The organism is Henriciella mobilis (genome assembly GCF_003576285.1).
In the GTDB taxonomy this organism is placed as follows: Bacteria; Pseudomonadota; Alphaproteobacteria; order Caulobacterales; family Hyphomonadaceae; genus Henriciella; species Henriciella mobilis.
The window spans coordinates 656277-678408 of record NZ_QWFX01000005.1 but is presented as its reverse complement, the minus strand read 5'-3'; the positions used below and the strand labels follow the sequence as shown (position 1 = coordinate 678408).

Annotated in this window: 21 protein-coding genes and 1 tRNA gene; 12 read left to right on the top strand and 10 right to left on the bottom strand. The window is 63.0% G+C overall.

What is annotated here, in order from left to right; all coding sequences use genetic code 11:
* Positions 1-4 precede the first annotated feature (4 nt).
* From D1223_RS03205 to D1223_RS03175, 7 genes are read left to right on the top strand one after another with little or no spacing between them, the layout of a single operon-like run.
* Complete coding sequence (locus D1223_RS03205; protein WP_147372653.1) at positions 5-742, top strand: hypothetical protein; 738 nt, start codon at positions 5-7, stop codon at positions 740-742.
* Positions 739-1956 (top strand): DUF4350 domain-containing protein, encoded by a 1218-nt coding sequence (locus D1223_RS03200; RefSeq protein ID WP_119374949.1) that lies wholly within the window; start codon positions 739-741, stop codon positions 1954-1956. Before D1223_RS03205 ends, D1223_RS03200 begins: the two co-directional genes overlap by 4 nt.
* The gene (locus tag D1223_RS03195; RefSeq protein ID WP_119374948.1) at positions 1943-2899 is read left to right on the top strand and encodes an AAA family ATPase; all 957 of its coding nucleotides are present in this window, start codon (positions 1943-1945) and stop codon (positions 2897-2899) included. The genes D1223_RS03200 and D1223_RS03195 overlap by 14 nt, the downstream gene beginning before the upstream one ends.
* Positions 2900-2946: 47 nt before the next feature.
* On the top strand, positions 2947-4209 hold the full coding sequence (locus D1223_RS03190) for a DUF58 domain-containing protein (RefSeq protein ID WP_233353016.1): 1263 nt from the start codon (positions 2947-2949) through the stop codon (positions 4207-4209).
* Complete coding sequence (locus tag D1223_RS03185; RefSeq protein ID WP_119374946.1) at positions 4206-5204, top strand: stage II sporulation protein M; 999 nt, start codon at positions 4206-4208, stop codon at positions 5202-5204. The genes D1223_RS03190 and D1223_RS03185 overlap by 4 nt, the downstream gene beginning before the upstream one ends.
* Complete coding sequence (locus D1223_RS03180) at positions 5204-6145, top strand: RDD family protein (protein ID WP_119374945.1); 942 nt, start codon at positions 5204-5206, stop codon at positions 6143-6145. Before D1223_RS03185 ends, D1223_RS03180 begins: the two co-directional genes overlap by 1 nt.
* A gap of 19 nt (positions 6146-6164) precedes the next feature.
* Positions 6165-6650 carry a DUF6265 family protein gene (locus D1223_RS03175; RefSeq protein WP_119374944.1) on the top strand — a complete coding sequence of 162 codons (486 nt, stop codon included), beginning with the start codon at positions 6165-6167 and terminating at the stop codon, positions 6648-6650.
* 140 nt (positions 6651-6790) lie between these two features.
* Here the strand turns inward: D1223_RS03175 and D1223_RS03170 are convergent.
* Positions 6791-6867 (bottom strand) — tRNA-Ile (locus D1223_RS03170).
* 102 nt (positions 6868-6969) lie between these two features.
* Here D1223_RS03170 and D1223_RS03165 point away from each other — a divergent pair.
* Together D1223_RS03165 and D1223_RS03160 are read left to right on the top strand one after the other, a co-directional pair.
* Complete coding sequence (locus D1223_RS03165; protein ID WP_119374943.1) at positions 6970-7752, top strand: SIMPL domain-containing protein; 783 nt, start codon at positions 6970-6972, stop codon at positions 7750-7752.
* Positions 7753-7865: 113 nt separating this feature from the next.
* Complete coding sequence (locus tag D1223_RS03160) at positions 7866-9332, top strand: hypothetical protein (protein ID WP_119374942.1); 1467 nt, start codon at positions 7866-7868, stop codon at positions 9330-9332.
* 30 nt (positions 9333-9362) lie between these two features.
* Here D1223_RS03160 and panD read toward each other — a convergent pair whose 3' ends face one another.
* The 5 genes from panD to D1223_RS03135 all read right to left on the bottom strand — a co-directional run bounded on the left by panD (position 9363) and on the right by D1223_RS03135 (position 12423).
* On the bottom strand, positions 9363-9728 hold the full coding sequence (gene panD / locus D1223_RS03155) for an aspartate 1-decarboxylase (protein ID WP_119375261.1): 366 nt from the start codon (positions 9726-9728) through the stop codon (positions 9363-9365).
* A gap of 181 nt (positions 9729-9909) precedes the next feature.
* Positions 9910-10755, bottom strand: coding sequence for a hypothetical protein (locus D1223_RS03150; protein WP_119374941.1), 846 nt, complete (start codon positions 10753-10755; stop codon positions 9910-9912).
* Positions 10756-10939: 184 nt separating this feature from the next.
* Positions 10940-11335, bottom strand: a complete 396-nt coding sequence (locus D1223_RS03145; protein WP_119374940.1) for a VOC family protein — start codon at positions 11333-11335, stop codon at positions 10940-10942.
* 181 nt (positions 11336-11516) lie between these two features.
* Complete coding sequence (locus D1223_RS03140) at positions 11517-11936, bottom strand: secondary thiamine-phosphate synthase enzyme YjbQ (RefSeq protein WP_119375260.1); 420 nt, start codon at positions 11934-11936, stop codon at positions 11517-11519.
* A gap of 67 nt (positions 11937-12003) precedes the next feature.
* Positions 12004-12423 carry a VOC family protein gene (locus tag D1223_RS03135; RefSeq protein WP_119374939.1) on the bottom strand — a complete coding sequence of 140 codons (420 nt, stop codon included), beginning with the start codon at positions 12421-12423 and terminating at the stop codon, positions 12004-12006.
* 78 nt (positions 12424-12501) lie between these two features.
* On the opposite strand from D1223_RS03135, the gene D1223_RS03130 reads away from it, so the two are divergent.
* The 3 genes from D1223_RS03130 (at position 12502) to D1223_RS03120 (ending at position 15191) form a co-directional block, all read left to right on the top strand.
* Positions 12502-13152 (top strand): helix-turn-helix transcriptional regulator, encoded by a 651-nt coding sequence (locus D1223_RS03130; RefSeq protein WP_119374938.1) that lies wholly within the window; start codon positions 12502-12504, stop codon positions 13150-13152.
* A gap of 108 nt (positions 13153-13260) precedes the next feature.
* Entirely contained in the window at positions 13261-13740 is a 480-nt protein-coding gene (locus D1223_RS03125; protein ID WP_119374937.1) for a DUF3592 domain-containing protein, read from the top strand.
* Positions 13741-13901: 161 nt separating this feature from the next.
* Positions 13902-15191, top strand: a complete 1290-nt coding sequence (locus D1223_RS03120; protein ID WP_119374936.1) for an O-acetylhomoserine aminocarboxypropyltransferase/cysteine synthase family protein — start codon at positions 13902-13904, stop codon at positions 15189-15191.
* 78 nt (positions 15192-15269) lie between these two features.
* On the opposite strand, the gene pepF is transcribed toward D1223_RS03120, so the two are convergent.
* The 4 genes from pepF to dnaG all read right to left on the bottom strand — a co-directional run bounded on the left by pepF (position 15270) and on the right by dnaG (position 22128).
* Positions 15270-17198 (bottom strand): oligoendopeptidase F, encoded by a 1929-nt coding sequence (gene pepF, locus D1223_RS03115; RefSeq protein ID WP_119374935.1) that lies wholly within the window; start codon positions 17196-17198, stop codon positions 15270-15272.
* Positions 17199-17300: 102 nt separating this feature from the next.
* The gene (locus D1223_RS03110; protein WP_119374934.1) at positions 17301-18095 is read right to left on the bottom strand and encodes a transglutaminase-like domain-containing protein; all 795 of its coding nucleotides are present in this window, start codon (positions 18093-18095) and stop codon (positions 17301-17303) included.
* Positions 18096-18263: 168 nt separating this feature from the next.
* Entirely contained in the window at positions 18264-20234 is a 1971-nt protein-coding gene (gene rpoD, locus D1223_RS03105) for an RNA polymerase sigma factor RpoD (RefSeq protein ID WP_119374933.1), read from the bottom strand.
* Between the two features lie 64 nt (positions 20235-20298).
* Positions 20299-22128 (bottom strand): DNA primase, encoded by a 1830-nt coding sequence (gene dnaG, locus D1223_RS03100; protein WP_119374932.1) that lies wholly within the window; start codon positions 22126-22128, stop codon positions 20299-20301.
* Positions 22129-22132 lie beyond the last annotated feature (4 nt).

Sequence of the window (22132 nt, the reverse complement as noted above, 5' to 3'; positions counted from 1 at the left end):
CTGCGTGCGAGAAGCTGTCCGGACGATGCTGGTCGCCTGCGTCATGCTTCTTGGGCCAATGCTTGTGCCGGCCGCCAGCGCGCAGGACACCCAGGCCCCGCCAGACCGCGAGCAGGTTGAGCGCCTCGTCGATGCTCACACCGCCAATGATCGCCTGCAGACAGAGCGGCCCGAATGGACGCCCGAACCGGTCGAGACCCGTCCACGCCAGCGAAACCCCTTCATCGAGTGGATTGGCGATTTCTTTGCCATGATCTTCCGGAATTTCGGCTGGCTGTTCCAGTGGATTCTCTTCGCGGCGATTACCGGCGCGATCCTCTATGCGCTGTGGTACATGTTCGGCGATGTGGCCCGCCTGCGCTTCCGGCGCGAAAAGACTGATGACGGACCTGAAGTATCCGACATCGAGGACCAGCGCCCCGACCCGAAACGGGCAGCAACCCTGCTGGAAGAGGCCGATGCGCTCGCCGCCGAGGGGCGTTTTGCCGAAGCGGTTCACCTTCTGCTGTTCCGCTCTATCGAGGATTTGCGCGAGCGCCGCTCCGGCGGGGTGCCGCAATCGCTGACCGCGCGGGAGATCAGCTCCCTGTCGGATCTCACCCAACGCACGCGCGAGGCGCTGTCGCCGATCATCCGCATTGTCGAGAACAGCTTCTTTGGTGGCCGCCCGGTCGACCAGACAGGCTGGCAGAGCGCGCGCTCATCCTATGAATCCTTCGCGTTCGGAGGGGCTGCCGCATGACCCCCGCCAGCGAACGCCTGCCTGAGGCCACCAACCCCTTCTCCGCCCGCCTCGTGATCATCCTGATCGCGATTGCCATCGTGTCCTTTGCGGCGGTAATGGCGCTGATGGCCTGGTCGCCGGACCTTGCCCGCAAGGACCGGCCCGGCGCGACGCCCTATTCGCGTTCAGCATCGGGCTATGCTGGCCTGATCGACATGCTGGAGAGCGACAGGCGCGCCGTCACCGTCTCGCGGCGCAGCGACCTGCTGCATTACAGCGATGGTCGGCTGATGGTGCTGACCCTGCCGCTCTACGGGCGCGGCTTCGAGATCGATGAACTTGCCGGACCGGCGCTGATCGTCCTGCCGAAATGGAGCTTCCTCGCCAATCCGGCCCGGCGGGCCTTCGAACTCGACACGCGCCTTGCCAGCAAGGACGCCGTGGATGCGATGCTCGGCCTGGTCGAGGAGGATGCCAGCCTTCACCGTCTGCGCAATCCGGGCTCGGTCAACACGCCCTTCGGGACATTCACGCCGGATTTCGACCACGAGATGCAGGTCATCAAGTCGGACACGCTGGAAGAGATCATCGGCGTGCCGGGCGGCCAGCTCCTTTCAAAGCTGCCGGACAGGGACATCTACGTCCTGTCGGACCCCGACCTCTTGAACAATTTCGGCCTGGCGCGGGTCGGCAACGCCCTGATGGGGCTCAGCCTGTTTGCGTATCTCGATAACGGGCGTCAGGACGTCGTCTTCGACGCGACCATTCATGGATTCGAAAGCTCCGGCAGCCTGCTGAAGACGCTGCTCGACATCCCGTTCCTCGGGGCGACTTTGGTCGCGCTGGCGACCATGCTGCTCATCGGCTGGGCCGCCGCAATCCGCTTCGGGGCACCGGAGCGCGAAGCGCCGGCCTTCCCGCCGGGCAAGCTGGCGCTCGCCGACAATTCGGCAGACCTCATCGCTTCAGCCCGCCGCGAAGCGCGCATGGCGCCCGGCTACCTGTCGCTGACCCGGCGCGCGCTCGCCCGCGATCTCGGCCTGCCGAAAACGCTGAGCGAGGCGGAAATCGCCGCCCTTCTCGACCGGATGGGTGAGCAGACCGGCCTCGACGATAATTGGAGCCGTATCGGCGGCGCGCTGTCCGAACCGGCTCACAATCGCGATGATCTGAGACACAAGGCCCGCGCGCTCTGGCGCTGGCGAATGGAGATGACACATGGAAACAAGTGAGATTCAGGACCTGGCGGGCCGGATCCGCACCGAGGTCGCCAAGGCGGTGATCGGCCAGCGCGACACGGTCGACCTGATGCTGACAGCGCTGTTCTCGGCCGGCCACATCCTGCTGGAAGGCCCGCCCGGCACGGCCAAGACGCTGCTGACCCAATGCTTTGCGGCTGCCATTGATCTCGATTTCGGGCGCATCCAGTTCACGCCAGACCTCATGCCAGGCGATGTCATCGGCACCAACCTCTTCAACTTCCAGACAAACGAGTTCTCGCTCACCAAGGGGCCGATCTTCACCGACATCCTGCTTGCCGACGAGATCAACCGCACGCCGCCGAAGACGCAGGCCGCCCTGCTCGAGGCGATGCAGGAGCGCAAGGTCACCATCGACGGCAAGCCACACAGCCTGAACGACCGCTTTACCGTCATCGCCACCCAGAACCCGATCGAGCAGCAGGGCACCTATCCGCTGCCCGAAGCCCAGCTTGACCGCTTCCTGTTCAAGCACGTCCTCGACTATCCGAGCCGCGAGGAAGAAGTCGCCATCGTCACCGGCCACGGCAACCGCACCGGCATGAAGACGCCCGCCGCGTTTGGCGTCACCGCCGCGGTGAAGGCCGACGAGCTGGCGCGCGCCATCGATGCCGTGTCAGGCATCCGGATCAATGAGGATGTCGTCGGCTATATCGTCGACCTCGTCCGTGCGACCCGTGAGACACCGGCACTGGAAACCGGCGCCAGTCCGCGGGCCGCCTCCGCGCTGGCCGCAGCGTCCCGGGCGCACGCCGCACTCGACGGGCGGGATTATGTCATTCCCGACGATGTGAAGCTGCTGGCCACACCGGCATTGCGCCACCGCGTCATCCTCTCCCCCGCCGCAGAGATAGAGGGGCGCACCACCGACGAAACCCTCGAAATCCTGATCGACCAGACGCCCGCCCCGAGATGATCGCCCCGACCCTCCGTTCCATCTGGCTGATGCTAGCAGGCGTTCCCGTGCTGCTTTACATCGCCATCTGGGCGCCCGCGCTTTGGGCGGTGTCTGGCGGCTGGGTGATCGGGGTGATGGCGCTGATGTTCACCGACCTCATCCTCGCCGGGCGCGCACCGGAAGCTGAGATCAGCGTCGATGCACCGGCTCTGCTTTACATGTCCGGCGAGGACCCGGCAGACATTACCCTCGCCTTCCGGCGCGGGCCGCTGCCCCGCTCGGTCGAGGTACAGCTTGAGACGAATGCGCTGATCGCCTCGCCCCGCCGCAAGATCCTGAAAGGCTGGCAGAATGGCGCGCACACAAGCGCCTTCATGCTGAAACCGATCCGGCGCGGGACCGGGCGTCTGGAACGCCTCTGGGCGCGCTGGACCGGCCCTTTCGGCCTCGTCGCCATCCGAAAGATCGAGACGCTGGAGATCGAGATCCCGATCACGCCCAACACGCGCTGGGTCAAGGAAGAGGCCGTGCGTCTTTACCAGCGCGACGCAGATTTCGGCATCAAGATGCAGATCGAGCGTGGCGACGGATCTGAATTCGACAGCCTGCGCGAATTCACCGCCGGCATGGACCGCCGGTCTATCGATTGGAAGCATTCGGCCCGCCACCGCATGCTGCTCGCCAAGGAATTCCGCACCGAACGCAACCACAATATCGTCTTCGCCTTCGATACCGGCCGGCTGATGAGCGAGCCGCTGGGCGGGGTGCCGAAGCTCGACAGGGCGATCAATTCCGCCCTCCTGCTGGCCTATGTCTCGCTGCGCTCAGGTGACCGCACCGCCATATTCGGCTTCGATGCCCGGCCTGGCGTCGCCAGCAATGTGCTCACCGGCACGGGCGCCTTCCCGCATGTCCAGCGGCTGGCCTCGCAGCTCGACTATTCCGTCGAGGACGCAAACTATACCCTCGCCCTCACCTCGCTCGCCTCGCGGCTGGAGCGGCGCTCTCTGGTCATCCTGTTCACCGATTTCGTCGACACCATCTCGGCCGAGCTGATGCTCGAGAATGTCCGCCGCCTGACCGACAAGCATATCGTCCTCTTTGCCACCTTCGAGGATGAGGCCCTGGCGCGGATGATCCGCGCCAAGCCGCATTCGGCCGAGGATGTCAGCCGCGCGGTAATCGCAGACACGCTCCTGCAGGAGCGCGAGGTCGTCTTCCGCAAGCTGCAGCGCATGGGCGTCCAGATCATCGAGACGAGCCCGGAGCACTTCGGTGCCGATCTCGTCTCGCGCTATCTCGATATCAAGCGGAGGGAATTGCTGTGAACGATCGCGTCATCAAGTCCTACCGCTTCCGCGAGGAACGGGAATCCGACTGGGCGAAGCTCGACCTGATCGTCACACGGGCAGAGAAACGCGGCGTGAAGGCGCTCTCCGACGAGGAGCTGACGGCCCTGCCCCGGCTCTACCGCCAGGCGGTTTCTTCCCTCTCGGTCGCCCGCTCCATCTCGCTCGACCAGAACGTGCTCGCCTATCTCGAGACGCTGTGCGCGCGCGCCTACTTCTTCGTCTACGGAACACGCGCCAGCATCGGCGCCCGCATGGCGCAATATTTCAGGCGGGACTGGCCAACCTCCGTCTCAGCCGCGATCAAGCCGACGCTGCTGGCCGCGCTCTGCCTGTTCGGCGGGGCCCTTGTCGCCTTCTTCCTCTGCCTGCAGGACATGGAATGGTACTGGACGATCCATCAGGGCTGGGACTCGCGCAACCCGGATGCGAGCTATGACTCGCTGCGCGACACGCTGTATACGGAAGACACCAACATCGCCGACATGCTCGGCGCATTCGCCGCCCAGCTTTTCTCGCACAATAGCGGGATCGCGATCTTCGCTTTCGCGCTCGGCTTCTGCTTCGGCATCCCGACCGCCATCCTGCTGATTTATAATGGCGTCTATCTCGGCAGCTTCTTTGCCGTCTTCTGGCAGAAGGGGCTCGCGGCCGAGCTCACCGGCTGGCTGTTCATCCATGGCGTGACAGAGCTGTTCGCCATTGTGCTGGCAGGCGCGGCGGGTTTCATGATTGGCGGCGCAGTCGCCTTTCCGGGAACGAAAAGCCGCATGCAGTCTATGCGGGATGCAGGCAATTCCGCCGCGCTGGTGATCATCGGGGCGGTGCTGATGCTGTTCATCGCCGCGCTGCTCGAAGGCTTCGGACGGCAACTGATCAATTCAGACATGACGCGCTATGTCATCGCCGTCACCAGCCTGATTTTCTGGCTCACCTATTTCTACTGGCCACGCGCCAGCGAGGAGGATCGCTGATGGCGAAGGCTGCCGCTGCCCCTGCTGTCGACAGCCGCCGCGAAGCCCTGCGCCGGCGTGAACTGCGGCTGAAGGAGAATGCGCGCCAGGCCAAGCGCGTACGGGCGCTTGTCACGCCGGAAGGTGCGGCCCTGAACCTCAAGATCGCAACAGCGTCCGAGCGGGCTGGCGCCTTCCTGCTCGACTTCACGCTGCAGATCATCCTGATCATCGTGTCGGTCTTCGTGATCGCGTGGATGTTCTCGTCAATGGGCTTTCGCGGCTGGAGTGTCGCTGGATCGCTCTCGGCCGTGGTCGTCTTTTTCCTGCGCAATTTCTACTTCATCTTCTTCGAGATCGGCCGGAAGGCAGCAACGCCGGGCAAGCGCGCACTTGGCTTGCGCGTCGCCGCGCGCAATGGCGGCCGGCTGACCGCCAATGCCGTGCTCGCGCGCAACTTCATGCGGGAGCTGGAAGTCTTTCTGCCGCTGTCGCTGCTGCTGATGACGGTGGAGGATGAGGTCAGCGCCTGGATCCGGCTGCTGGGCATTGCCTGGACGGCGGTGTTCGTTCTTTTCCCGCTTTTCAACCGCGACAAGCTGCGTGTCGGCGACCTGATTGCCGGGACGATCGTCATCCATGCCCCGCGCACCAAGCTCAAGAAGGACATCACCTCGGCCGCTCCGCTCTCCACGGCGGCGTCGTTCGCCTTCACCCCGGCCGAGCTCGACGCCTATGGCATCCATGAGCTGCATGTTCTGGAAGATGTGCTGCGTCAGTCCACGCGCGAGATAAAGGCGCGGGTGGCCGAACGCATCCGCGAGAAGATCGGCCGGGAAAAGCAGACCGGCGAAGATGACCTCGCCTTCCTCGAAGCTTATTACGGCGCCTTGCGCAGCCGGCTGGAGCAGCAGATGCTTTTCGGCGAACGCAAGGAAGACAAGTTCGATACTGGGCGATAGGCGCCAGCGGAGATCCGACATGACAAGACTCACTGCCCTGCTCGCTGCCTCGCTGACCCTTGGCATCGCTGGCGCCCACGCACAGGAAACCGGTCTGGACCTGCAGACCAATGCCAGCCCGCTCGACTGGATGACCGGCTGCTGGACGCATGAGCGCTATGACCAGCGCGAAGTCTGGTCGGAGGATCTGGGCGGGCTGAAATTCGGCTATGCCGTCAATCGCGACGAAAATGGCAAGGTGACCTTCTTCGAGGATCTGCGCATCGAGAACCGCTCCGGCAGCGCAGTCTATATCGCCTCGCCACGCGGCGCTGCCCCGACCGAGTTTGTCGAGACGGAACGCACCGGCCTGTCGATTACATTCGAAAATCCGGACCACGACTATCCCCAGAAGATCACCTACGGCGCCAACCGTGTGGCGCTGGTCGCGACGATCTCGACGATCGATGACGACCGGGTGCAGAGCTGGGCCATGTATGATTGCAAGGAAATGGGGCGCGAGTAGCAGGGCGGCCGATGCAGCCCTGAGCCCGATCCATGTGACGAGCGAAGCGAGGGTCGACTGAAGACGCTGCCGCGCCATTCGCGTGCCTAGAATCGATCCACCGGATCGATTCCTCGAGTTGAAGCTCGACCGGCAGCGAATGGTGGGCCCGGAGGGACTTGAACCCCCGACCAGACCGTTATGAGCGGTCCGCTCTAACCAACTGAGCTACAGGCCCCAATCGAAATATCGTACAGGTATCATGTCCTTGTCACGTTCGTGCCGCAATGGCGCAATTGAATCGAGACTGCAAGTCCCCAGAAGAGAGGAAACAGCATATATGAAACAGATCATCACCGCCCGCCCGATCCTTGCGCTGGCCGCAGCCGGCGCGCTCGTCGCATGCGGCACGAGCCTCGCGCAGACGGCGCCTGCCGGACCGGCCGTGCCGGGTGAGGCCCCGATCCCGTCCAGTCACGCCAATTCCATCCAGCCGGAAACCACGCTCTCCCTCTCGGCCAGCGGCGAGGTCACCCGCGCGCCGGACATGGCGACGATCACCCTTGGCGTGCAGACTGAAGCCGATACCGCCTCCGCCGCCATGTCGCAGAATGCCGAACGCATGAACCGCGTCTATGCCGCACTCAGTGAAGCCGGCATTGCCGAACGCGACATGCAGACCTCCAACCTCTCGCTGCAGCCGCGCTATGATTATTCCAACCGCGACGGCAGCCCGCCCAAGGTGACCGGCTATACCGCCAGCAACCAGGTCACGGTCAAGGTGCGTGACCTTGATACGCTTGGCACCACCATGGACACGATCGTCGCCGAAGGCGGCAATACGATCTCCGGCCTCAATTTTGGTCTGGAAGACCCGTCCGAAGCCCGCGACGAGGCGCGCCGTGAAGCGGTGAAGAAGGCCCTGCAACGCGCCCAGCTCTATGCCGATGCGACCGGCTACCGGGTCGCGCGCATCGTCACCATCTCCGAAAGCGGCGGTGACTATGGCGGCCCCGTGCCGATGATGTCGATGCGTGCCGAGGCCGACAGCTCGACCAAGATATCCGGGGGCGAAGTGGGCTACACCGTTGATGTCAATGTGACTTTCGAACTGCGCAAGTAGGGCCGACACCTGCGGTCGAAATGTTGCTGGCGACCTTTTGAGGGGTCGCCAGCGGCGCATCCTTTCACTAATGTCACATTCCGGGGAGTGGAGAACCGGAAGGGGACATTGGGATGAAATATGCATTGACCGCATCGCTGCTGGTACTCGCAGCCTGCGCCACACAGACCGAACCAGCCACGCCGACAAGCGGAGAGACCAAGGCCGAGCCCGAACCATATTACAGCGAGTACCCGTATCCCGGTGCGCCGCCCTCGCCCGTCCCCTCGCGCCCGCGATCCACACCAGACGATTTCGACCCGTCCGACCTGCCCGCGCCGGCCGCAGGCTATGGTGCGTCTGGCTCCAAGGTCACCAAGGACTTCCTGCCTTACATCGACATCGCGATCGATGAGGACGCCGCAAATTCCAATTGGGGCATCCCGCTGGAAGATCTCTATACGCGCATCCGGATCGTCACGCTCGATCCGCAAGCCCGCGACATCGAGGGCACCGCGTCCGGCAAATATACCGAGGCACCTGCGCAGCGGAACTACAAGGAAGAAAGCCGCGGCTGGCTGTCGCGCATGATGGGCTCAAAGGAAGTCTCTCGCGCCCTGCTGGCCGAGTTCGAGATCAAGAAGCCTGATGTGAAGGCCACCGAAGCGCTGTTCTCAGCCTCGTTTTCCTCCAATCGCGAACAGGGCGAAAGCTGGTCGACAGACCAGAGCCTGGCGCTCTATGCCACGCCCTACTTCAAGATTTCCTCGAACACGACGCTGACCGCCAAGCTGCGCATGCAACTGTCGGACGAGCGTGAAAGCTCCGGCGCGTCGGCCAATGTCATGGCTTCGCTGACCAATGCGGCGAGCCTGCTGGCGCCGGCCTCATCGCTGGTCACCTATTTCTCGGCGCCGTCGATGATGGAAGCCTCGAATTTCCTCGACAATTCGGTCTCAACCCTGTTCGGCCGATCGATCACCGAGCAGACGGTGAGCACGATGGCGATAAAATCCTGGTCCGATCGGCCGATCCTGGTGGTCTATGCCGCCATGCCGGACCCGAAAGACATTCGCGACACATCCAACCGGGAAATGCTGGGCGGCTGGGCGATCTATCTCGACGCGCCGATCGTCTCGGTCTTTACCAGCGCCACCCAGCCCGACCCGGAAGGCTATGAAGAATGGCCTGATTATCGCGGCGTTGTTGGTGCGGACATCCTCGCCTTCAAGATCGGCGAGGAGCTGACGGTCTATGATTATATCTTCTCCCGCCTGGACCTGTTCGACCGGATTTCCAGCCTGAACGACTTTCCCGAGCCGGACCTTGCCCGCCTGCTTTGTACGCGGATCGAGCGCGGCCTGTCGGAACTCGGCTTCAACGCCGCCGACAGCTCCGCTGGTGTCTGGGCCGCGGCCACGAGCGACCAGTTCAGCGCCGCAGCCAGCGAGCTGCTCCTGAAACCGTCGACCTGCGTCGCCATGCAGCGCTGGGCCGAGCTGAACGGGATCGACACCTCGGCAGAGACGACAGAGACGATCTACGAATATGAATATGAAGGCGATGGCGCCGGTGAGTTCGACGAGCCGGGCGAGTATTAGAGACTCGCTGAAGGACGGATCCAAAACGGCCTAGTAGGCCGCGCTTGGCGCTTTCATCTCGTTTTCGTCGTCGAGCAGCACGACTGTTGGCGCATGCTGGCGGGCCTTGTCGGCTTCGATCGAAGCGAACGCAGCGATGATCACCTTGTCACCGACCGAGAAGTGGCGGGCGGCTGCGCCATTCACGCCAATCGTGCGCGAGCCGCGCGGCGCTTCAATCGCATAGGTCTGGATGCGGGCACCATTGGTGACGTTCCAGATATCGACACGCTCATTGGGAAGGATGCCCGAAGCATCAAGCAAGGCCTGGTCGATGGACACAGAGCCTTCATAGTGAAGGTCGCACTGCGTCACCGTTCCAGAGTGCAGCTTGGCTTTCAACATATTGAGCAGCATCGGCAACGCCTCCATTCCAGCGGGGTTAGGTGCTTGTTCCGTCGTATATATGGCTAGTCACTGACACGACGTAAAGGCCAATGACGCACTGCAACACCCGGGCCATAAAGCACAGGCAGCCTGTAGCGAAAAGGGCAGTTTCGCGAAGACGGGCAACGGGAGCGCTACCATCATTCCCCCGTCAGGGTGCGACATCGACCAGCCCCGCCGCTTCGGCTTGCTCCCGGGTCATTTCATAGAAGTCCCAGGGCGCCCAGCTATCCGGGTTGGACGGCGTCGTCAGCTCGCCCTGCAGCATGGGCAGCTTCGTGTCAGCATTGACGATATGGACCGCCCGGAAATCGCCGCCCCGCTTGCCGGACTGGTCGAACCACTCGCCCTCGCAAAGCTTGCCGGGCTGCTCTCGCACGGTGCCAAAGCCATCGCAGGACAATTTCACCGCCAGCTTGTCGTCGCGATAGAAATCCTGGCCGCGGCCCTCATAAATCCGGCCGCTGGCCTCGTGCTTCCAGAAGTTCGTGAACACGATGGGGATCGGTCCGGCGGCCGGATTGTTTCCGGCAGGCGCTGCTGCCGCTGTCACTGCGGCGGGGGAAGCCGGCGCGACCTCCGCTTCGGCGCATTGGTCCTGCAGAATGCCGAGCGCCGCCTCCATGGCCGGTTTCTGGACGGCCAGCGTGTCGAGATGGACGTTGACGCCTTCGATGGCCGCAATCAGCGCTGCCGCGGACTCTCGCATGGCGGCGTCGTCCAGCCGGCCATCTTCTGCCCCGAGAATGTCCGACGGGCTGCCTTCCAGCGTTCCGGCGGCAATGGCCTCGTAAAGTTCAATCCGCGTCGACTGGCCATCATAAACGCCGGCAAGCGCTTGGGATGCGGCGTCATAAGCCTCCAGTCTTGAGGCCAGACCCGCCGCCGTGGCGGCATAGCTTTGAACCAGCGTATCGGTCTGCGTACGCAGGGCCGTGCAATTGTCGGTCTGCGCGAGCGCCCCCGGAAGAATGACAGAACCTGCCAGCAGGGCCATTGCCCCACACCTGATCGATTTCATCGTGTTCGCTTATCCCCCGCCAAGCATTCTTTCGGAATTTCGCCCTCTCGGCGAAATCCTGCGTACCATGGAGACATCTGTCACGCCAAGCTGGCCGCCAGCAGGAAGAGGAAAAACCACGCCGCGTTCGGCAAAGGCGCAAGACCTGCCGGTACGCTGTTCATCCGTCGATGCGCCAGGGCGGGAAGCGGCGGATCTCTCCGGCATGGTAGAGGCAGATCAGGTTGCCGGCCGGATCACGCAGATACGCTTCGCGCCACTGCCAGGATTGGTCCCGAGGCGGGGATGTGCAATCGATCCCCTGCCTTGCCAGGTTTTGGACGGTGGCATCGACATCCGCACACTCGAAATAGACGACCGGGTGATCGCACCCCGTCCAGCCTTCAACGTGATGCAGGGAGAAAGTTGCCGGCTCGCCGCCGCCATCGCTTTCGGGACATTCGAAACGGGCATAGCGCGGCGGGCTGTCGACGATCTGCTTCAGGCCGAGTGTCTTGTAGAACGCCACGCTCGCCTCATAATCGACGCACGGCACGGTTACCTGGTTCAGTCTCATCCAAAAACTCCGTGGAGGGCGCGATGGCGCATCACAAACGCAAGGGACCGAAATCGACCCGCGCCGGCTGCCTGTTTTGCAAGCCGCACAAGCGCCAGGGTGCACCGGCCGCGGCGCGCGAACGATTCCGTCAGCATGCCCAACGCCATGCGGGCGATGCTGACATTGTGGCGGCCGGTCATCAGCCGCCCAGGTGAAGCACGACCTGGCGCTGATGCGGCCGGTCTCGATGCTCGAACAGGTAAAGCCCCTGCCATGTCCCCAGCAGCATCTCGCCGCCACTGACCGGGATACCGATCGAGGTCTGGGTCAGCGCGGCCTTGATGTGGGCCGGCATGTCGTCGGGCCCTTCCGTATCGTGCCGGATCCACGACATGGACGGATCACTGGCGGGCGGAACCAGGCGGCTGAAGAAGGCCTGCAGGTCAGCCTGGACATCGGGGTCGGCATTCTCCTGGACGATCAGCGAACAGGATGTGTGACGAACGAAAACCGTAAGCAGCCCTTCCGACACACCGGCTTCGGAGACGAAGCGGCGGGCCTGGCGGGTGAACTCATAGAGGCCGGGCCCCTGCGTTGAAACGGTCAGACGATCGATCATGCGCGACCATTGATAGGCCGGTTGGGGCGGCATGTCAGCCCGCCCCGCGGCATGGCCGGACACCGCCTCAGTCATAGCGGTTCTTCTCTGCCGGGTTGTCCGAATAGTATTCGACGAACTCGAACTCGATGTTGTTGCCGTCGATATAGTACACATTCGAGCGATGCTCGGTCGGGCTTCCGGGATTGGTGATTTCGAAGCCTGCCGCGGCGAGGCGCTCTTTCAGCGGGCCAAGGCTTGGCACTTCGAAAGCGAGGTGGGCAAGACCGGGCTGGTGTCCTTTCAGGTCGCGCGGCTCGCCCTCACCATTGTCGGACAGGGCGATGTAGGTCTCGTCGTCACCGAAGTGCAGCCACTCGCGCGGCTTGCCTGACCAGGTCCCCTTGCCGCCACCCCGGACGCGCCAGTGCGGGAAAGCAGCTTTCAGGAATTCCAGTGTGGGCTTCATGTCGGTGACGACGAGATTGGCATGCTCAAGACGGATCATTTATCCCTCCATTAAATAAAGACTTTCCTTTAATTAATGTGACTTGTTTTTGAAAGCAATCACTTTTAAAAAAGAATCATGACCCAGACGTCTTCCCAGCCCGCGCTGACCGCAACCCGCAATACGGTCCTGGACCTGCTGAAACGTGGCGGTCCTCAATCGGCTGCTGACCTCGCCGATACGCTCGGCCTGACGCCAATGGCGGTGCGCCTTCATCTCTATGAGCTGGCCGAGGAGGGCCTGGTCGAAGAGACGGCCAAGCCGACGGGCCGCGGCCGGCCAACCAAGATCTGGTCCCTCACGTCAGCCGCCGCGCGTATATTTCCTGATGCCCACCAGGGCCTTGCGCTGGAAATGATCGGTTCGATCCGCGAGATGTTCGGTGAGGAGGGCCTTGCCCGAGTCATAGACCGCCACAGCGACACCCAGCTGACAGCCTACAAGGAGGCGCTTGGCCCGCTGGCGGATACGGCAGCGCGCGTCAAACGGCTTGCCGAACTGCGAAGCGCCGAGGGCTACATGGCCGCCGCCGCCGAGGATGGCGAGGACTGGCTGCTGATCGAGAACCACTGCCCGATCTGCTCGGCCGCGACCGCCTGTCAGCGGCTTTGCGCGAACGAGCTCGACGTCTTCCAGCAAGCACTCGGCCCGGACACGGAGGTGACGCGCGAAGATCACTTACTCGCTGGAGCGCGGCGCTGCGTCTACAGGATCCGCCAACGCGCCTAGGCATTGCAGCGGGCCGACCCTGGATAGCGCGTCAGGCTGACGGACCGAGCATGGAAGAATCATACTAGGCAGAGCCGATCGAAGACCGGTTAGAGGGGACACGAGGACATGTTTGCCAGGTTTGTATTCAGGATCGTGGGCGTGGTGCTGGTCGGTGCGGGGCTCTTCATCACGACGGTGGCCATGAAGGAGCGATCGCGCTTCCTGTCTATCGAACGATCATCGGAGCGCGTGATCGGCATCGTCGTCGGCCACGAACGCCCGGAATACTACTTCTACGAGGACCGCAACAAGTTTGCCCCGGTCATCCAGTACGAGACGCTTGAGGGCGATGTACGGCGGTTCACGGCAAAGACAAGAGCCTCGAGATCGGCGTTCGAACGGGGCAAGACCGTGGACGTTCTCGTGCGACCCTGTCCGACAGGCGAGGACTGCGAGGCCGAGCTGACCGGGGGCTTTACGGAATTCGCAAGAAAATATCTCGGCCTGATCATGGGCGGTATTTTCCTTCTGGTCGGGGGCGCGCTCGTCTGGAAACCACCCAGCGAATTTGGCGACGGACATATTGGCGGCGGCAGCAGCTTCTAGGGTTTAACCATCTTCAGAACGATTGGGTCAGCGCGACCTCACGCTGGTTCGTTGCCCAAAAAACATTGTACTTTCGGCCCTGCCCGGCTCACAAAGCGCCGACAGACGATCAAGCGCCAGCCCCTGATACCGCTGGCGCCATACAGGAAGGGAGCTTCATCATGTCCGATACGCCAGAGCAGGAATTCGAGACCATCCAGGTCCACGCCGGCGCCGAGCCCGATCCGGCCACCGGCGCGCGTCAGGTGCCGATCTACCAGACCACAGCCTATGTCTTTAAGGATGCCGACCATGCCGCCCGGCTCTTCGGACTGCAGGAGGTTGGCTACATCTATTCCCGGCTGACCAATCCCACAGTCGGCGCGCTGCAGAACCGTATGGCCGCCCTTGAAGGCGGGGCGGGCGCTGTCTGCTGCTCATCGGGACATGCCGCCCAGATCATGGCGCTCTTCCCGCTGATGGCGCCGGGCCGGAACATCGTCGCATCGACCCGGCTCTATGGCGGCACGATCACCCAGTTCAGCCAGACCTTCAAACGCTTTGGATGGTCCGCGAAGTTCGTCGATTTCGATGATCTCGACGCGGTGAAGGCGGCGATTGATGACGATACGCGCGCCATCTTCTGCGAGACGATTGCCAATCCCGGCGGCTATGTCACCGACCTCGACGCCATCGCGCCCATCGCTGACGCAGCCGGTATCCCGCTCATCGTCGACAATACGACGGCGACGCCCTATCTCTGCCGCCCGATCGAGCATGGCGCGACGCTGGTCGTCCACTCGATGACGAAATACCTGACCGGAAACGGGACGGTCACCGGCGGGGCGATCGTGGATTCCGGCAAGTTCGACTGGTCGGCGTCTGACAAGTTCCCGTCCCTGTCGCAACCCGAGCCGGCCTATCATGGCCTGAAATTCCACGAGACCTTTGGCCCCGCCGCCTTCATGTTCCACGGCATCGCGGTCGGCCTGCGTGATCTCGGCATGACGCTCAATCCGCAGGCGGCCCACTATACGCTGATGAGCATCGAGACCCTGTCGCTGCGGATGCAGAAGCACGTCGCCAATGCCGAGAAGATCGCCGCCTGGCTGGAAGGCCACGACGCCGTTGCCAGCGTGACCTATCCCGGCCTCGACTCCTCGCCTTACAAGGCCCGGGCGAAGCGGATCTGCCCGAAGGGCGCCGGCGCCCTGTTCACCGTGCAGCTGAAGGGCGGCTATGAGTCCTGCGTGAAGTTTGTCGACAGCCTGAAACTGTTCAGCCATGTGGCCAATCTCGGCGACGCGCGTTCGCTGGTCATCCACTCGGCCTCGACCACCCACCGCCAGCTCACCGAGGAGCAGCAGATCGCCGCCGGCGCCGCGCCGGACGTGGTACGCCTGTCCATCGGCATCGAGGGCGCCGATGACCTGATCGCCGACCTCGACCAGGCCCTGAAGGCTTCGAGCTAGGCGCACTCGCCCACACTGGATACAAAGACGCCCGCAAGACATTGGTCCTGCGGGCGTTTCTTCATTCGAGGGACGCCACTACTCCTCGTCGAGCAGCGCTTCCATCCGGTCCATGATGTCGTTCATGCGCCGCACGACGGCCTCGTAGGCGTCGGGCTGGGTCATGTCGAGGCCGGCTTCATTCAGCAGGATGTCATGTGGATGGGCCGAGCCGCCCGCCTTCAGGACATTGATGAAGTTCTCGCGCACCTCATCGTCACCGGCCAGAAACTGCTCTGAGAACCAGGCCGCGCCGGAGACGGATGTCGCATACTGGTAGACATAGAATTCATAGTAGAAGTGCGGGATGTAGGCCCACTCGATCGTGTACGGATCATCGATCGTCATCACGCCCTGCTCTTCGCCATGATATTTGCGCAGCAGGCCGGCATAGATCTCGGTCAGCTTCGCACCGGTCAGCGGCTCGCCGCGCTCGGCCGCTTCATGGATGGCAAGTTCAAACTCGCCGAACATGGTCTGGCGGTAGAAAGTACCGCGCAGGCTCTCCAGCGCATAGCCGAGATAGTAGAGCTTCTCTTCCTTCGTCTTCGCGTTGGCGATCATGTACTCTTCGAGCAGGATCTCATTGATGGTCGATGCCATCTCGGCGATGAAGGTCGAATAGCCCGCCGTGTCGAAGGGCTGCTCGGACTTTGCGAGCATTGTGTGGACCGCATGGCCCCATTCGTGAGCGAAGGTCGACAGGGAGTTATAGTCGTCATTGTGGTTCAGCAGCAGGTAAGGGTGCACGTCATAGGCAGAGCCGGACATGTATGCCCCGGACTCCTTGCCCTCCTGCGGGTGGGAGTGCATCCAGTCCTCGCCCAGCCCCTCTTCCAGCAGCTCGATATACTCATCGCCAAACGGCTTCAGCGCCTCAAGCGTGATCGCCTTGGAACGCTCGATATCGAAGACGCCCGTGTCTGCCTCGATGATCGGCGGATAGATGTCGTAATAGCGAAGATCATCGATGCCGAGCATCCGGCCGCGCAGTTCCAGATAACGATGGAACACCGGAAGCGCGTCATTCACCTGCGTCACCAGCTGGGTGTAGATTTCCGGCGGCAGCGCATCATCGAACATGTTGCGCTGGAGGACGCTGTCGAAATTGCGCGCCCGCGCCCGGAAGATGGCAGACTGGACCTGCGCGTTCAGCGTTGCGCCCATGCCATTCTCATACTGGCCCCAGGCGCCCCAGAACGTATCGAAGACCGTCTTGCGGTCCTCGCGATTAGCCGTACCGCGCCAGCGCGAATAGCCGGCCTGGTTGAGCCGCGCTTCGGTTCCGTCGGACAGGGTCACGCTCGGCCACGGGATCGAGGCATTGGCAAACAGCGAATAGATCTGGTTCGGTTGCGACAATGCAAGGCCGGCCTGCGCCATCAGGGCTTCGCCCTGCGCATCCAGTGTATGCGGCGCCTGGCGCAGCGTGTCCTCGATACCGAAGCGGAAATCGGCAAGCGCCGGCTCAGCGTCGAGGAAGGCCATCACCTTCTCCTCGCCGATACTGAGGACTTCCGGGCTCATCCAGCTCGTTGCCTCGCCCAGCGCCTGATAGAGCTGTCGCGCCTTGCCGAAGCGCTCCTGCGCGCCGGCATCGCGCTGGTCCTCATCATGGCTGAGCGATGCATAGGTATAAAGGCGGACAACCTCCTTCGCGGTATCGGAGGTCTGACGGTAGACGGCTGCCATCTGCTCGGCGCTTTGCCCAAGCGTGCCCTTGTTTTCGTCCAGCGCCGCGATGGCGGTTTGCGCGTTGGCATAGGCCGCTTCCCAGGCGGCTGGCGTCTCATATAGGTCTGTCAGGTCCCAGACGACGGCGCCGGCGGGCGCCTGACTTTCCGCTTCTGGCGCAGCCGTCGCCCCCGTCGCCGGCTCGGCGACGGACACCGCGGCACAGCTGGACATGGCGAGAATGGCCGCAGCGCAGGCGCCGCCGCGAAGGATGGTGGAAAGCGTGTTTTTCATGGATCAGCCCCGGACTCGTTTTTATCGGAAAACGATACGGACCATAAATCGACTCGCCTGACAAGCGACATTTGTGGCGCGGGCGCCGAACGTCCACGCGGCCTAGCTGTAGGAACCAGGTGCCAGGACGGACACGGCGACGCTCTGGCTAAGCATGTCGGCCATGCCGAAAATGGTCATGAAGCTGATATCGGTCGCGTCGCGGCCCGAACAGATGCGCACCAGTTCGTTTTCATTCGACATCCGGGCCGGATCGACCAGCCGCCACGCCCCGTCGAGCCAGACTTCGGCAACGGCATGGAAATCCGGCGGCTGGAGCCCAGGCGCATAGGCCGAGACCATGCGGGCCGGAATGCCGGCGGCACGCGCGAAGCTGATCAGCACATGCGCATAATCACGGCAGACACCCTGCCGCTTCAGGAAGCTGTCCGTTGCCGTCGTCTCCGGCGTGCTGGCGCCCGGCACATAGGCGAAATTGGCAAGGATCCAGTCGACCATGGCGAGCACCTGGTCCCCGCCTGTGAGTTGGCCGAACCGTGTCATGACAAAGGTTTCAAGCCGGTCGGACTCGCAAAAGCGGCTAGGAAACAGGAACGGGATGACCTCTGCCGGCAGCCGCCGGCGCGGCGGCACCTGCATGCCCGTCAGCTGGACCGAAGGGCGCGACACATCCACCGTTGCCTCATACTCGACACGGATCTGCCCGCCGGCATTCATCCAGCGCCGTCGGCCGAGTTCGTCCCAGCCTTCCACGGGGCTGAGGGTAGCTGGGCCAAAAACGTCGAGCCGTTCGGCGACAATCGTCTGGTCATCACCGGCCAGCGCCTCGATGGCGAGCAATACATCGGCTGCCCCCGGGAGGGCGTAGTCCAGGCTGGCATCGATCTTCACACGCATGGGCACAAGCCTTTCGGTTCGAGGCACAAGGCGCGGCTGATACCGCCCATGGAGACGCGATTCAACCGCCGGCGCTTCTAGAGTGCTATCAGTATCAATCCGGATGGCGCGCCGCGACGGGGCTGGTCGATTCAAGAAAAAGGCGGCCCGGAGGCCGCCTTTTAGAACTTACGTATCCAGGAAACTCCTGAGCTTCCGCGACCGGCTCGGGTGCTTGAGCTTGCGCAGGGCCTTGGCTTCGATCTGGCGGATGCGTTCGCGGGTCACCGAGAATTGCTGGCCGACTTCTTCCAGCGTGTGGTCGGTGTTCATGCCGATGCCGAAGCGCATGCGCAGGACACGTTCCTCACGCGGGGTGAGCGAGGCGAGCACGCGGGTCGTCGTTTCGCGCAGGTTGGACTGGATCGCGCTGTCGACAGGCAGCAGCGCCATCTTGTCCTCGATGAAGTCGCCGAGGTTTGAATCCTCGTCGTCGCCAATCGGCGTTTCGAGCGAGATCGGCTCCTTGGCGATCTTCAGCACCTTGCGGATCTTCTCCAGCGGCAGGCCAAGCTTCTCGGCCAGCTCCTCCGGGGTCGGCTCGCGGCCGATCTCGTGCAGCATCTGGCGCTGGGAGCGGACGATCTTGTTGATCGTCTCGATCATGTGCACCGGAATCCGGATCGTGCGGGCCTGGTCGGCAATCGACCGGGTGATGGCCTGGCGGATCCACCAGGTTGCATAGGTCGAGAACTTGTAGCCGCGGCGGTACTCGAATTTGTCGACCGCCTTCATCAGGCCGATATTGCCCTCCTGGATGAGATCCAGGAATTGCAGGCCGCGATTGGTGTATTTCTTTGCGATCGAGATGACGAGGCGCAGGTTCGCCTCGACCATTTCCTTCTTGGCGACACGTGCCTCGCGTTCGCCTTTCTGGACGCGCTGGACGATCAGGCGGTAGTCGTCGATCGGCACGCCGATTTCCTGCGCGACGGCGGAAATTTCTTCGCGGATTTCGGCGACCTGCTCATCCTCGGCATCGAAGAACTTTTCCCACTTCTTGGTGGACTTTGCCGTCTCCAGCGCCGTTTCGCGCCAGTTCGGGTTGAGCTCGTTGCCGAAATAGAGGTCGAGGAATTCCTTGCGCGGCACGCCATGCGCATCGGCCAGCCGCATCAGCTTGCCCTCAAGGCCCATAAGCTTCTTGTTGATGGCGTAGAGCTGCTCGACAAGCGCCTCGATCCGGGCATTGTTGATGTGCATCGTCTTGAGATTGTCGACGATGGATTGCGAGAGCGCTTCGTATTCCTGTTGCTGCTTGTCGGTCAGCGCCTTGCCTTCAAGGCGGCGTTCGACCAGCTTTTCCTGCAGCTTGCGATACTGGCTGAAGGCGATGGCGATTTCGTCCAGCTTGCCGAGCACGCCGTCACGGAGCTCTGCTTCCATGGCCGACATGGACATGGCGGCGCCTTCTTCCTCGTCCTCGCGTTCCTCGCGGGCCAGACGCTCTTCGGTCGTCTCGTTCTCGCGTTCGCGGGCCTCGGCTTCCTTCTGCTCTTCGGTCTTCTCTTCGGGTTCCGGCGTCGGGTTTTCCGCACCGTAAGTCGTCTCAAGATCGATCAGGTCGCGCAGCAGGATTCGCTCATTCATGAGCTCGTCGCGCCAGACCATCATGGCCTCGAAGGTCAGCGGGCTCTCGCAGAGACCGCGGATCATCGCGTCCCGGCCAGCCTCGATCCGCTTGGCGATGGCGATCTCGCCCTCACGCGACAGCAGTTCGACGGCGCCCATCTCGCGCAGGTACATCCGCACCGGATCATCGGTCCGGTCGGTGCCGCGCGCATTGCCCTTCTTGGCGACCGCGCCGGAGCCGGTCTTGGTCACGGCCGTCGACTTGGACCCGGACGCATTGTCGACCTCGTCCTCGTTCTCGACGACCTGGATACCCATCTCGGACAGGGCCGACATGGTATCTTCGATCTGGTCGGACGTCAGTTCATCAGACGGCAGGACGTTGTTGAGCTCGTCATGGGTGACATAGCCCTTCGCCTTTGCCTGCTTGATGAATTTCTTGACCTTGGAATCGTTCAGATCGAGAACCGGACGGTCTTCTGTTTCCAGTTCGCCGTCTTCGTGTTCACTCTTCTGGGCTTTCGCCATGTAGTTCTCCCGCCTGTCGCCGCAGCCCGCTCTCTGCAACAACTCGTTCTGAAATACCAGTGGATCAGTCGCGATCCACCTGTTCTGCTGCCTCGTTGAGACGCGCCGCACGGGCTTTTCGTTCCGACACCTCATGATGCAGCCGGCGCCAGCTTTCAGGCGACGACGTCACCTCATCACCAGCACCCGCCAGACCATAGGGTCCGGACTCTTCCCTTGCCACATATTGCTCCAGGGCGATCAGCCATTCCCGTTCCTCTGGGCCATCCGGGGCAATTTCAGGAATTTCGGGATAAGTTTCGAGCAAGTCTGCAGCGCGCGTGTTACCTCGCGATACTAAATGGTCACGGATTGTGCCGCGGTCAACACCCTTGTCAGCTTCAGGCAAGGAAATAAGCACATCGCGGATCGCCGCCACATCCGGGTCCGGGAAAGTTGCCATGCTGAGTGTCTCTAAAGCGATGTCGATCAGATGGGGGCTTTCAACCGCCCGCACAAGCAGGCCGAGACCGCGCGTCATCGGTGGCGTGCTGGTCTGCGGCGCGCCCTTTTGCGCCGCCTCGCCGCGCTGACCGGACCCGCTGGCCGCGCGTTTCGCCTGCCGCCGCTGCCAGAGATAGTCGCGCATCCGGGATTTGAGATCGCGCTCATAGGCGGCCCGGACCGAGCCGTTCTGAATCATCGCAGCTGCGGACATCAGCCGTGTTTCAAGCCCGGCCTGGCGTTCCGGCGTGTCGATCGCCTCAGCGTCGCGCTCACGCCGCCACAGCACTTCGACCAGCGGCAGGGAGTGCTCCAGCGCCGTGCGCATTGCTTCAGGGCCCGACTGACGGATGAGGTCGTCCGGGTCCATGCCGCCCGACAGGAGGCAGAAGAAAAGCGACCGGCCCGGCTGCAGGTGCGGCAGCGCCCGTTCGATGCTGCGATAGGCGGCGCGCAGGCCCGCCGCATCGCCGTCGAAGCAGAGCACCGGTTCCGGTCCCGCGCGCCAGAGCAGGCTAAGCTGCTCCTCGGTCAGCGCCGTGCCGAGCGGGGCAACGGCATGTCCGAAGCCCGCCTCGGCCAGCGCAATGGCATCCATATAGCCTTCGCAGACGATCAGGCCGCCTTCATCGGTGTCGCCAAACGCCTCGCGAGCGGCCTTGTAGCGGTACAGGACGCGGCCCTTGTGGAAGAGGTCGGTATCGTTGGAGTTGAGGTATTTCGGCTTGGCATCGGGCTGCAGCCCCCGGCCGCCGAAAGCGATGACCTGGCCGCGCGCATCCGTGATCGGGAAGATGACCCGGCCGCGGAACCGGTCATATGGCTCGCCGCCGCCTTCCTTCTGGACCGCGAGCCCCGCATCCAGGATCTCCTGCATGCCGAAGCTTCTGGACTTCAGATGCTCGATCGTGGTGCGCCAGTCATCGGGCGCATAGCCAAGCCGGTGGCGCGCCCAGGCGGCTGCGCCCAGGCCCCGGCCTTCAAGATAGGTACGGGCCTCTGAGCCTTCAGCCGCGCGCAACCGGTCTTCAAAGAAGGTGCACGCGGCCTCGCAGCATTCACGCAGGCGCTGCATCCGGTCATACGCCGCCTCGTCCTGCGCGGTCGCTTTGGGAAGCTGCATGCCCGCCTCCTCGGCGAGCTTCTCGACAGCTTCCATGAAGGAGAGGCGCTCGGTCTCCATGACGAAGGAGATGACATCGCCGCCAATGCCGGAGGAGAAGTCCTTGAAGATACGCTTCTGGTCATTGACGTAGAAGCTCGGGCTTTTCTCATTGGTGAAGGGCGAAAGCCCCACCCATTCCTTGCCCTGCTTCTTCAGCTTTACCTTGCGCCCGATCACGTCCGAAGGCCGGATACGGGCCTTCAGCTCCTCAACAAAACCGTCAGGGATGCGAATCGTGGACGACATGATC